Source organism: Bradyrhizobium sp. 142, from assembly GCF_023074015.1.
Taxonomy (GTDB): domain Bacteria; phylum Pseudomonadota; class Alphaproteobacteria; order Rhizobiales; family Xanthobacteraceae; genus Bradyrhizobium.
Genome location: NZ_JADPKQ010000215.1, coordinates 1 through 11,088 on the forward strand (window position 1 = coordinate 1; position 11,088 = coordinate 11,088).

Genomic DNA, 11,088 nt, shown 5'->3' on the forward strand with positions numbered 1-11,088 from the left:
GCGGTGGCGGGACAGCTGGCGAGTCCGAGCGTATTTCGCCGGCACAAACGACGCCTTTGGAGATCGCCGCGCGGCCGGCCAAGCCCTGCGGGGTGATCGTTGGCCCGCGACGTAAAATCCGCTCATCACCTCCGTCATAGTGCGGATCCCCCGCTTAAAGCGATCAATAATCTCGGCGCGATCGCGCTCAAAGAAAATGAGGACCAGCATAGTCACGTTTCGGCCGATCGCGCTTGGCGAAATGATTGAGACGTCTGATTCTATCACGTACTCCTTTCGTAGGCGCTTTAGTCGGCGCTGAACTCCGGATGCAGATAGACCAACTTTCGCGCCGAGTTCTTCACTGCTTAGGCGATTGTTGCGTTAAACGAGATCAAGAAGACGAGCATCGATTTTGTCGATTTCCATGGCTGCATTGCGGACTCTCGAGCGCGACCGCCTCGTCCAAGCATGCGACGTAGTCCCATTGAGCGTCCCGGTCATCTCCAAACCTCCTCCCTAGCACCTCTACGAATGTACGTCTTCAGCCGACAATGCGCGCACTGACGAATTGAAAGGCTCAAACCTTATCGGGGACAGCCAACCACCGGTTCCGGCCTCGTGCGCGCCCGGTCGGCTTGCGTCGCCTCTCCTATTCCAATAAGCCGCTAAAGCTCTTTTCCTCACGGCGCTGTTTGTGGAGGTGAATTCGTCGGTACCGCACCTCTCTTGATCCCTGGCGGAAGCGGACATGTGGGCGGCTTAGCGTCACCAATGGAGCGCCATTGGATTGACCTCGCGGGCGAGCTAGTGCGGGGTGAATTTCCTTTAGCTATGTCACGTCGCGCCCGTGGCGGCGCGCAGGCCTGGCGGTTCTCGAAACGGATTAACGACAGCACTCTTCCATAGGCAGGGCGGCTTCCCGCCTGCGTCCCGTCGTGTGATGATCGATCACTGGACGCAATAGATCAGGAAGCAGCGCGCCCGGTATCGTCCCGCTCGCACCAGCGTCGAGATCTGGCATCATTGTAATGGCTTCCTCTCCGTCGAAGGGGCCTAGGATTGCCTCTCCTCCGGCGTCAGTCAACGTCCGCGGCTTCGCCGCGGCAAACGGCACCTCCATATTGAAATAACTAAAGCGCGGCATCTCCCGGGCAAGGCGCACCAGAAACGACATTGTTAACGTCACGCCACTGAGCAGCGCATTCAGGTCCAGGATCGAAATCTTGGCCGCATCTGCGATACGGCCGAAACGATCGAGCATCGAGGCGCGTCTGCGTTGAGGCTCAGGCCGTGGTAGGGCGGCATCAGCATCAGAAGGCTTGCGCCACGCGCGGCCGCATAGCGGGCGCGCTCGATTGCAAATTGCGTGCTGAAATGTTTGCATGTGATCATGACCGCCTTGCGACTACCCACATGAGCCAGGGACAAATCAACCAATATATCGCACTCCTGCTCCGATAACAGGAACTGCTCGGAACAATGAGCCAGAATGCAGATCCATCGACGCGCTCGTCGATCATGCATTCGAGCACGCGGCGCTGCCCCTCAAGGGCAAGAACTCCGGTTTCCGTGAAAGCCGGTGCGACTGGGAAGAGGCGGCTATAGGCGCATTTCCTTGCATTTGGCATGAGCAGGCGTCTAACAAGCAGATGTTCTTGACGGTCAGATGTCTTTCGGCTCGCTCAGGTCATCAAGAACATTCGATGCCTCGAACAGATAATAGGATCCGAGAATGGCCCTCGCAGTGTTCGCCGCCTGCAACCGAAAGGCCGAACTGATCATCGGGCGTCCAGCCATCTGCTGCGAAGACTTCGTAGTTATTGTTCCAGAGGGTCCACCAGAAACAAAAGGCTGCGTCGGTGTAGCCCATGCCATAACCCGCTTCACTTTTCTCTTCCGATGCAGGGCATGAGCAATCCCACGAGATCATTCCGGCTCTGCGGCAGCCTTTGCCGATGAGATCGGAGCGATAGAACTTTATCCCAGCGGTCGTCCGTGGATACGCGGTGTTTTTCGCTCAGCATTTTGGAGATGACTCGAACTGTCCTGCTTCGACCTTATGAGGCGCGGCCCTGCCCCGATCGTGATTATTCCAGATGAGGTCGCATTGGTCGCTGGCGCCCGGACTCAGCATCTGGGTAATTTTGGGAAAATATCCCTTGTAAGACGCAACCGTCTAAATCAGCTGCCAACTCAGACTTGTCGGTTTCTCGCGTATCGCGACGTGAACGGGATGATTCACCTAACATATGCTGAGCGGTGTCTTCCGCTTGTACAGCTTTCGAAAAGCAGAGGGCGCTAAAGGCTCCGCAGGAAAGAAACGCTAGCGAGCTTTTGTCTCTCTCCCATGGGCTCCTCCCGCGGCCAAGGCATGCTTCTGAGCGAAGTTTGTTCTTGTTCAGCTGAGAGAAGGACACGACGCCCTATTATAGAGATCTTCAAATTGCCGGGCGTCTCAAGGATTCGAGTGCGCTGGCGTCCGCCAGTATCAGTCCCGTATACATCCTTGTCCCCTGGACTCCGGCTGGACACTTTCGGAATGAAGCTGAGGCATCGGCGATGGTCAGGCGCATCAGGGATAAGACGCTCGAAAGCCGCAGTGCGCGGCTGGACAAGCCGGTGCGCAAAACGCCCGTCTTGGTATCAATCGGACGAGGCCTGTCGATCGGTTGTCGGAGGAACGAGACTGGCACGTGGGTGTTTCGCAAAGCCGACGGATCGCGACTATACGGACCCCCGGACACTCGGACCCAACTGTCGACTACAGCGTGGAGTGCAACCGATCTAAGCGCGTGTCCATTACGGGGCCCCGATGCAAACCCACTGTCGACCTCCAAGGTCGCACCGTGCCGTTGTATCTGAATCATGACCGACCCGGGGAGAACAACCCACAGTGACCGATCTTAAGCCAAACTCCGTCGTGCCAGCAACGATTGACATAATCGAAATAGTATCATTGCCGGAAGTCAGGATCACAAGAATTGTAACCGGCAGGCCCTCGCCGATGTCTTCGATCCGCGACAGACTGTACGCCCTGGCGCCACCCGCTCGATCGCATCGGCTGGACAGCCTGCGAACACCTCAATCTCGTGGCTAGCCACGATATCGATGATCTCTTCGCTCATGCCAGCGTCACAGTTTCTTGCTTGAAGATATCAACTGCGGCCCGGGTCAACCGAAAAACGCCACGACCATGGGACAGTGGGCGATAGGCAGAGCCGGCTCGGGCCTTGAGAACATCAAACCATTGGTCGGGCGTGAGCCTCGCCGGGCGCTCGCTGATCTGGATCACCCTGCCATTCGGGGCGAAGCGGACGTGAATGATGATCTGCGGATTCATATCGTTCCCGTTTTTTTTGCCAGGTTTAGAGACCGGTGGGCTGCTCGATTGTGACGTGTTCAGTTTCGTCCCCTTTGGGGTGGACCCCGCGCCGCGACTTGAACTTCGCACCTGCATTGGTGCCGGGTGGCCCGTTCGGGTTGGCGGCGATAATCGCCCGTGTGTTAGGCCTCATACGTTCTTCGGCATTGCCGTGAGCTCGTTTCGGACCAACAGTCGATGTCGGCAAACTCCGCCCGTGCGTCCGCGAGATTGATGGCATGGACGGCTTGAGAAACGAATACGAGGAGGCGATTACCTCTTGGTCCGCTCGATACCGAGCGCCTTCAGGCCAAGCAGGAGCCCAATCGTGCGCTTGGAACCGCAACGCTATACTTGCGGCCAACATAGACCGCGAAAGCTGGTTCGAGCGTCTCAGTCGTCGACCGACTAGAAATTCGCTGCGAACACAATAGCGCTTCGACGGCAGAGAGTCGGCTACAATGATATCAGGATCCGAGAGCGGAATTGCATTCACCGCCTCCGCGTCATCGAGGCGATTCTCTGCGGGTCCAGTGCCGATCACTGCGCAACATGCCTTCTAGCCAGCACCAATCCAGTCGCTCGCGCCTGATCGGCCGTAATCTGCATGCAGTGGTCCGATCCATCGATTAGATGCAGGTCAAACTGCGGAAGACGCCGGAATGGCTGCTGCGTCACATCCGACGCATCACATCGAACCAAGGTGAGCTGCGGAAAGCGGCGCCTTAGGTCAGCAACGGCGCTAGTGTCTGTGTTAGCTGTCGCAAGCAGGCGTTCGATTTCGATCAATTGTTCTGTGGCGAGCGCCATTGTGGCTCCTATATGACTGCTGCAAAATGAGCATCACTGCCAGAACAGCCGCTCGGGATCCGTGTTCAATTCGTCGATCGCCGACGCAAGCCGGTGGAAAATGCTGTAAAATTTCCAGCTTCCTCGCGCATGATTCTTGAAGAACAGTTTCCAGATCCCGCTCACGGCATCGTAATGAAATAGCGCGACATCGATCTGACCGCCATAGTTGTCGATATTGCGCGAGCAGCAGGGACTCTCAATGAGATAGCCAGCCTTTACCGGCGTTACACTCGGCGAGACATAGCGATAGTGCTTGCGCGAGATCAAAGCACGTTCGATCCGCTTGCGATCTAGCTCGTTCGGATGCGGGATCAGCCCGACCGGCACCTTTCTCGACACTCTCATTGCGAGAACATCCCCTCAAAGGACTGTGATCTCTTCTTCAAGACAACCAACGACCAGCCGCTCACCAAAGTCTACAAGATAAATCGGCACGCTCGCTTCGGTATGCATCGCGACCCGGACGATCTCGCCGATAGCACCGGCGCCGACCAGGATCCCATCAGGCGGCGCGATGGCAACTGACTCGTCATTGATGAGATTGACTGCGGTTTTCACGCGCTGGCCCGATCGATATTTTGGAACGCGCGGCTCTGTCATGACACAGCCGCTTCCGGCAATGGCAGATCATCTACGCCCTCGTCGACCGGGTCGAGCTCGTTGCGCCCCATGCCGACGCGGTAGCCACTTTCAAGAAATTCGACACCGTAGATATAGAATTTCTGCAGGAACGTGCCGATGGAAACGACATAACCCACGTCGCCCTTCTTGGCCAGAATCTCGCCGATCTCCTTGCCGCGAAGGGTGCCGTCATTGCGGATGGTACTGCTGGCCCGCACCTTCTCGCCGAAGCTGAACGCGGGCGGCCCGCTTAGCTGGACCACATCACTGTCGCGAACGATCATGTTCATGCACCGCCCCCTCGCGAACCTGCAGGGCGCACGGAGACGCGAGCAGAGGTGCTCTTCGGCAGCATATTGTCCTCGTCTGCGATGAGACATGCCGACTCGTCATCCGCGAGGCGAATCGCCACTTCGTAGCGGACATGCCGTTCAGGTTCGCGGTTCAGAGCGGTTACCGAATGAGGTGAAAGTCGCTGCGCAAACTCGAGGTGCACGGAGGTGTCGGGGTCGTTCACCATGGCAAGCAGCCGCATAGGTCGTGCCACCATGCGGCGAAACTCAATGGCCTCATCATTCATCAGCCAGCCAAGCCGGCGCGGCGCGATGCGCTGCGTCCCGATCCAACAGCCGCAATAAAATGCAGAGCTTTGCCACCTCCGACGTCTTAGCCCAGCGAGTCTGTAGAAGTCGAAGCGGTAGAGCTCGATCGGGACAGAGGCCAACGTCTCTGCTTCGAGCAGGTGTTTTCGGCCACTCCGTCCAGATGATAGAAGAGCCCGGTCTGCCATTGCTGATCCTCGGCTTCGGGTAGCAGACCTTCGTCGAGCCGCGTGTGCGCGACCAACGCTCCCTTGCTGCCTGATAGTGGAATGACTGGGTCCAGGTTCATGGGCAGCTTTCCTCCTCTGACAGGTGGACGCTTCGACATTGCAAGGCGGTGCACCTGGCTCGGCGAAGAACAGGCCCGTCAGCACAGCGGCGTGGGTCAAATCGATGACAGCGCTGCTTAGTGGGCGCTCGGCATCGAGGCGCAACTCTGGACCGTTGCGCTCCATGACTTTCTTATGGGGCCCGCGGCGCCGCCTACGCACCGATGTTGGCGATCGATCCTGAGTAATCCATGGCCATGACAGGAAATTGCAAGTCGACGCCTGCGGCGCCGTCAATGCACACGGCGATACTCGCGACTTTGCAGTGACGGAGCTCGGCATGAAGTTCACGAGCACACCCCCTTTAGGCAGGCGCCTGGTAACGCGGCACTGATGTGTCGAACGTTGGTGTTTTCAACTGGACAGACAGCGACACACTGCGGCTCGTCAAAATAGAGATGCATTCGGTGCACTTCTTGGGTTCAATTACGAAGATTCCGGCCTTCTCCGACATTGCAACATTCGGGCATAAGGGTTCACAAGCCGAGGAACTCGTACATTGCGAGGCGATGATCTTGAATGGCATCGATACAACCTCTTACGCGACCGAGGTCAGCGGTTCTTGCCGCATCGCGGCGTCGCCGCGCTTGACGTGCCGGATTTCACCGCTCTTGATTTTATGGAGATAGCCCCTGAACCAGCCGATCGCCGATTTCTCGATGGTATCGTGCGCGTATTGATCGACCGGCTCGATCCCAGCATTGATCAGAATGTCTCTTGGGCAGCCACCAATCTTGGCCACGAATACAGCATGGCAGTCGTTGATGGCGCGGATGATGCCCGCAAGCCGATCCTCCTCGCCATATCCGCCCTGGCAGTAAACGTCGACACGACGGTGCCCGACGAGTTTGACGCCGGATGTCGAGAGTTCGTATACTTGGAACTCCCTAGCATGCCCAAAATGCTCATTAATGAGGCCCGAGCCTTTGGTTGCGACCGCGGCCAGAAGCTTGACCTCGCTCATTTCGCCAGCGAGTTCCGCTAACTCTTTCTGCCTGGTCGTGATCCTCGCCGCAGGCTCATCCTCAATCTTGGCCTGATAAGCCTTGCGCGTCTCGAGGTCATATTGAACGTCCATGGCCATGACCTTCTCTATGGTGAACTCGCTGCTGCGATCATCTCCGAGCAGGCGACGGCGTCAGCGCGGCACTGGCGGCAATGCCGCATCATCTTTATGTGACCTTCACAAGCATCCTGCAGCGCCGCCAATTCCTGCGCTGTCGGGCCTCGCTGGCCTTTGAGCCCGAATGCTGTGCCGTGCTCGGGCGCGGAGATCAGTGGCACGAGAAGTCGTTTTCGGATTGGCCAAGGCATCGCCGAGGCCGGCGATACCGAGCACAGTCAGTTGTGGAATTCTGGTGGCGACCGCGAGCAGCTTTCTCGCCGCCTGCTCAGGAGTGAGCTTCTCAGTAACAACACCCGGACGCGATTCATTGGCGCAGTCGTACTTACGATTGCAGTAGTTGCATTGAATATTGCAAGCCGGCGCTACTGCGACATGGATGCGAGCGTAATGATGATGAGCTTCTTCGCTATAGCAGGGATGAGTCCTAACTTTGTCCCAGATTTCGGACGGCAGATCGCCTGTGGCAGCCTGTGACCCATAGCTCCCTTTGCCATTCTTCGAAGAGCTCCGGGAACCCTTATAATCGGCGATGACCCGCATCCCGCCGCTATCCTCAGCATCTTTGACATGTTTTCCGCGTCCGGCAACAGCGCTCATATTCAATTCTCTACCAAGTGTGCCCATGGCGACCAGCCTGAGCGGCCACAGAACGAGAGTTAGCAACTCGCGTGCCATCTCGGATGGCGATGGCATTTTCGCCCTGTGAATGAGTTAGCTAGACGTGATCCGCACAGTTGTGCACGCGTCAGCGACAGTTCACACGTCGCAAATGCGACAGGCGTCGCAATTGTGACGGAGATGGCCGTTGGGTTCTCATTGAGCTCGCGTGAAATCTCCCAACCCGCACCGGTCGTTTGCGATGCGACCTCTCCCTACTAGCGGACCGCGGCGAGCAGCCCACTTTGCGCCGCTACTTGGCGCTCAACATCTCTATCGCGTGCGGGAGCCATATCGCGATCAGTGTCGGTGTTGCTCGACCAGAAAGCAGAGTTCGTTGCGCGAGAGTGCTTGCGGATCGACGATCGCGCAATGGACTTCAGCCGAGCGTTTGGTGATCTGCCGCGCACAACCAGCAAAGCCGATCATTGAAGCGACAGCCGAAGAAGAGGAAGCTCCGTCCGTTCCGCCTTTCCTTGATGGGGTTGGGAACTGGTGTCTGGATGCCGATTTCAGTCAGAACCTCAACATAATCAGCGTCAGTAAGCTCTTGACCGGCAGCACGCTGCCGTGCGGCTTGCGCAGCACAGTAGGCCAATGGGCCGCCGAGGCATGATCAACCTCTTGGCCCGCGGGATCGTAAATTGGATACCAGCAATCGACGTGGATGCCGGAGCGCGCGATACCTTGCACCTCACCCCATCCGTCGCGCGTACCGAGTGCCGTCCGCATCGGGCCGTCGTACCAAGAGTCGACTATCACAGGCAGTGGTAAGGATGCTAGATGATGATGCCGTGGTGTCGGCTCCACCGGCGGGCGAACGCCTGGACCATCAATGCCGTCACGGTGGAGCGATGTGTGTCGCTCTCGACATTCTGCGCCGGCGCCCAGACGTTGCCTTTGGCCTGGCGCGGTAGCGCATTTGCTGGAGAAGGCAGAAGGCCTCCTGTGTCATTGGCATATCTGGTCCGATCAACTCGGCGAGGCCAGTTCCGAGATACGGAACAATGCTGAACTCTCATCCTCACCGCAAGATCAGTAAGAATCGCCTTCGCGTCGGCTGCGTTGACAAACTCAATTCGCGGGAGCGCCTTCATCAGTCCCCCTGTCTTCCCCCGCGTCCTGGCATTTATTGTGATCGGGAGCGGCGTGTCGCTCGCCATCTCGGGCAGATCGAGCATCCAGCCATTGGCCATTCTGATCCAACGGCCCCAGAGCGTTTCATACTCGGATTCCACGATCGGCTCTTCGAGATCTTTCTTGCAAAAGGCCCGCATCAAGAGAGCGGCGACTCAAGAGTTTCATGAGGTCAATTTTCTGGACCGCGATGCATACTTGGGTGGTTTAGCCTCCCGCGAGTTGGCGCGCAGGTGAGCCACAATGTTTGACAGTACGGAGACGACCTGGTCGACCTCTTCGAGGGTTGTCTCACGCGACAGGGACAAGCGCAGCGCGCCGTGCAGGCTCTTCTCCGGCAAGCCCCAATCTGTCGAGTAGGCCGGCGGAATCTCACCGCCGGCCTCTCATAGATCCCAGCGTGAGACTCTCGCCTCACTGGGCTCCCATCAGGCGAACGAGCCGCGTATGCCGATCTTCCAGTGTGCGAACAACCCGGGACGTTCGCGAGATAGTCGTTCGAGAACGCGGCCGGTCTTGGCCTTGCGACCCATAAAGCGTTTGAACTTCCGCATCATCCAAGCCTCGATTGTCTGATTGACGTATCGAAGGATTGGCCCCAGAGCCGCCCGCGTGAATCGACCGTAATACTCAATCCACCCCCGCAGGAGTGGATTGAGCTGCCGAGCGATGTCAGCCATTGACACATGGGTCCGTCTTCGGAGGTTCAAATCCCGGATTGCCGCCCGCATAGACTTCAGCGCCGAAGCGCTGACCCCAGGCAGAAAACTGCAAAACACCGAGGCGTCTTGTGAGTTCTTTGCCCGTCGCGGCCGGAAGCAGTAGCCAAGGAAGTCAAACTTGACGTTCGAATAGCTCCCCTTCCGCCGGCTGTCCTTACAGTAGACAATCCTGGTTTTGGTGGGGTGCATCTCAAGCCCGCATTCTGCCAGGCGAGTTTGTAGCTCGGCCTTTAGGGCTTCCGCTTCTTGCTCGCTCCGGCAGTGCACTAGGCCATCGTCTGCATACCTACACCATGGGAGGTCGGGGTGCGCCCGTCCCATCCAGAGGTCGAAAGTGTAGTGCAGGAAAAGGTTGGATAATATAGGGCTAATCACGCCACCCTGAGGGGTGCCGCGGGTTCGCTCGATAATTATTCCATCCTTGTCCATAGGTACCGTCAGCCATCGTTCGATGTAGAGCAGCGCCCACTTGCACGTCACGTGCTTCCGGACAGCCCGTAGCAAAAGTTCGTGGTCGATATTGTCGAACAGACCTTTGATGTCGAACTCGAGAACCCAGTCGTATTTCCAGCACCGCTTGCGCGTGACGCCGATAGCATCGAGTGCCGATTTTCTCGGCCGATAGCCATAGGAGTCTGCCAAAAATATTGGGTCCAAGTCCGGCTCAATGAGTTGTTTGACAACCATCTGGGCCACTCGATCCGCTACGGTTGGCACACCTAAAATCCTCTGGCCTCCAGCCTTTTTGGGAATGGAGACGGCGCGCACCGGTGGAGGAAAGTAGCTTCCCGAGCTCATCCGATTCCAAAGCTTGTAGAGATTGTTCTGCAAGTCGGAGTCGAACTGCTCGATCGTCTGTCCATCCACACCGGCCGAACCCGCATTGGATTTGACCGCTTTGTAAGCGTCGTACACACGTTTCTTATCGATATGAAACGGCTTGTTTGTCGTGATCGTCGTCGTCATCCTGTTTCCAGTTGGTACGTCAATACGATTTGTCCTGACCCGACCCCTTTGCTCCGGCCCGATTACGGGGCCTTCACCGCTAGTACGGGTCGGTCCGCCCCAGGCCCTGGCTTCGGTACTCTCGCCTCGCAGTTTTGGCCGCTTCAGCTTCTCCCTTGGCATCCAGGGACTGGTTCCTGCAGTTCCACACGAAAGCCTGCATCCGCTTCACGCCCCCTATACGCCGACTGCTATCTGCCCAGTAACCAGGTAACCGACAGATTTATCCCAGAGGATGCGAGCGCCTCTGGTTTTGGCAGTGTCTAAAGCCTTTCGGCGCGTCACTGAGGGTTTGCTCACGCTCGTCTCTCGAATGCTCACCTGCCCGAATTTCATTCGGACTTTTGATCCAACGCTCACCACCACGCCTTTTGAACGCAGCAGCTTGGACTGGTTTGGGACCTGCTCCTGAAAGCCGATCCCGAGGGGCCCGCCCTCATCTTTCGCGCAGCTTATCCCCACGGTCAGTTGTTCACTGCAAACCCCCTTCCGTGTGCATCTGCAGCACACCCCGCATCCGGCTCTCGGACAAAACTTCACGCCTTCACCCACGACACGTCGTGGGCGTGCAGGACATGCGATGGCTCGATTGAGCGTAACCGGCATGAGGCCCCCACCTCGCCATCGCGAGGTTCGCCTGCGATACAGCCTGGCATGAGCTGATCGGTGGAGGTGAAGCGATGGCAAATGCCAT

11 protein-coding genes and 5 pseudogenes are annotated in these 11,088 nt (G+C 57.7%); all 16 read right to left on the minus strand.

All coding sequences use genetic code 11. The annotated features are described in order from the left end of the window. Positions 1 to 210, minus strand: a pseudogene (locus IVA82_RS48990) (hypothetical protein); the annotation flags it as partial. Positions 211 to 282: 72 nt separating this feature from the next. Next, positions 283 to 351: pseudogene (locus tag IVA82_RS48995) on the minus strand (ArsR family transcriptional regulator); the annotation flags it as partial. Between the two features lie 514 nt (positions 352 to 865). Beyond that, positions 866 to 1,243 (minus strand): hypothetical protein, encoded by a 378-nt coding sequence (locus IVA82_RS19680; RefSeq protein WP_247382413.1) that lies wholly within the window; start codon positions 1,241 to 1,243, stop codon positions 866 to 868. A 429-nt stretch (positions 1,244 to 1,672) separates the two neighbouring features. Then, a complete protein-coding gene (locus IVA82_RS19685; protein WP_247382414.1) occupies positions 1,673 to 1,852 on the minus strand; it encodes a hypothetical protein in 180 nt (59 codons plus the stop codon). A gap of 1,251 nt (positions 1,853 to 3,103) precedes the next feature. Beyond that, positions 3,104 to 3,322 (minus strand): hypothetical protein, encoded by a 219-nt coding sequence (locus tag IVA82_RS19690; protein ID WP_247382415.1) that lies wholly within the window; start codon positions 3,320 to 3,322, stop codon positions 3,104 to 3,106. Positions 3,323 to 3,883: 561 nt separating this feature from the next. Further along, the gene (locus IVA82_RS19695) at positions 3,884 to 4,153 is read right to left on the minus strand and encodes a DUF6129 family protein (protein ID WP_247382416.1); all 270 of its coding nucleotides are present in this window, start codon (positions 4,151 to 4,153) and stop codon (positions 3,884 to 3,886) included. A 33-nt stretch (positions 4,154 to 4,186) separates the two neighbouring features. After that, positions 4,187 to 4,540, minus strand: coding sequence for a DUF3024 domain-containing protein (locus tag IVA82_RS19700; RefSeq protein WP_247382417.1), 354 nt, complete (start codon positions 4,538 to 4,540; stop codon positions 4,187 to 4,189). A gap of 15 nt (positions 4,541 to 4,555) precedes the next feature. Beyond that, on the minus strand, positions 4,556 to 4,795 hold the full coding sequence (locus tag IVA82_RS19705; protein WP_247382418.1) for a nitrogen fixation protein NifZ: 240 nt from the start codon (positions 4,793 to 4,795) through the stop codon (positions 4,556 to 4,558). Then, the gene (locus IVA82_RS19710; RefSeq protein ID WP_247382419.1) at positions 4,792 to 5,106 is read right to left on the minus strand and encodes a nitrogen fixation protein NifZ; all 315 of its coding nucleotides are present in this window, start codon (positions 5,104 to 5,106) and stop codon (positions 4,792 to 4,794) included. The genes IVA82_RS19705 and IVA82_RS19710 overlap by 4 nt, the downstream gene beginning before the upstream one ends. Then, complete coding sequence (locus tag IVA82_RS19715; protein ID WP_247382420.1) at positions 5,103 to 5,396, minus strand: hypothetical protein; 294 nt, start codon at positions 5,394 to 5,396, stop codon at positions 5,103 to 5,105. The genes IVA82_RS19710 and IVA82_RS19715 overlap by 4 nt, the downstream gene beginning before the upstream one ends. Positions 5,397 to 6,051: 655 nt before the next feature. After that, a pseudogene (locus IVA82_RS19720) lies at positions 6,052 to 6,273 on the minus strand (ferredoxin). Positions 6,274 to 6,285: 12 nt separating this feature from the next. After that, positions 6,286 to 7,470, minus strand: a pseudogene (locus IVA82_RS19725) (NifB/NifX family molybdenum-iron cluster-binding protein). 360 nt (positions 7,471 to 7,830) lie between these two features. Further along, on the minus strand, positions 7,831 to 7,959 hold the full coding sequence (locus IVA82_RS48560; RefSeq protein ID WP_256469675.1) for a hypothetical protein: 129 nt from the start codon (positions 7,957 to 7,959) through the stop codon (positions 7,831 to 7,833). An 87-nt stretch (positions 7,960 to 8,046) separates the two neighbouring features. Beyond that, positions 8,047 to 8,262: a hypothetical protein gene (locus tag IVA82_RS19735; RefSeq protein ID WP_247382423.1), complete on the minus strand. Its 216-nt coding sequence runs from the start codon at positions 8,260 to 8,262 to the stop codon at positions 8,047 to 8,049. A 380-nt stretch (positions 8,263 to 8,642) separates the two neighbouring features. After that, positions 8,643 to 8,835, minus strand: a pseudogene (gene nifT, locus IVA82_RS19740) (putative nitrogen fixation protein NifT); the annotation flags it as partial. A 260-nt stretch (positions 8,836 to 9,095) separates the two neighbouring features. Beyond that, positions 9,096 to 10,355, minus strand: a complete 1,260-nt coding sequence (ltrA, locus tag IVA82_RS19745; protein WP_247382422.1) for a group II intron reverse transcriptase/maturase — start codon at positions 10,353 to 10,355, stop codon at positions 9,096 to 9,098. Positions 10,356 to 11,088: the final 733 nt, after the last annotated feature.

What these genes read in the sequence shown, in the direction of transcription:
- IVA82_RS19710 (WP_247382419.1), bottom strand. Translation starts at nt 5,106, where the DNA reads ATGAACATGATCGTTCGCGACAGTGATGTGGTCCAGCTAAGCGGGCCG.
- ltrA (WP_247382422.1), bottom strand. Translation starts at nt 10,355, where the DNA reads ATGACGACGACGATCACGACAAACAAGCCGTTTCATATCGATAAGAAA.
- IVA82_RS19715 (WP_247382420.1), bottom strand. Translation starts at nt 5,396, where the DNA reads ATGAATGATGAGGCCATTGAGTTTCGCCGCATGGTGGCACGACCTATG.
- IVA82_RS19690 (WP_247382415.1), bottom strand. Translation starts at nt 3,322, where the DNA reads ATGAATCCGCAGATCATCATTCACGTCCGCTTCGCCCCGAATGGCAGG.
- IVA82_RS19705 (WP_247382418.1), bottom strand. Translation starts at nt 4,795, where the DNA reads ATGACAGAGCCGCGCGTTCCAAAATATCGATCGGGCCAGCGCGTGAAA.
- IVA82_RS19700 (WP_247382417.1), bottom strand. Translation starts at nt 4,540, where the DNA reads ATGAGAGTGTCGAGAAAGGTGCCGGTCGGGCTGATCCCGCATCCGAAC.
- IVA82_RS48560 (WP_256469675.1), bottom strand. Translation starts at nt 7,959, where the DNA reads ATGATCGGCTTTGCTGGTTGTGCGCGGCAGATCACCAAACGCTCGGCT.
- IVA82_RS19680 (WP_247382413.1), bottom strand. Translation starts at nt 1,243, where the DNA reads ATGCTCGATCGTTTCGGCCGTATCGCAGATGCGGCCAAGATTTCGATC.
- IVA82_RS19695 (WP_247382416.1), bottom strand. Translation starts at nt 4,153, where the DNA reads ATGGCGCTCGCCACAGAACAATTGATCGAAATCGAACGCCTGCTTGCG.
- IVA82_RS19735 (WP_247382423.1), bottom strand. Translation starts at nt 8,262, where the DNA reads ATGCGGACGGCACTCGGTACGCGCGACGGATGGGGTGAGGTGCAAGGT.
- IVA82_RS19685 (WP_247382414.1), bottom strand. Translation starts at nt 1,852, where the DNA reads ATGGGCTACACCGACGCAGCCTTTTGTTTCTGGTGGACCCTCTGGAAC.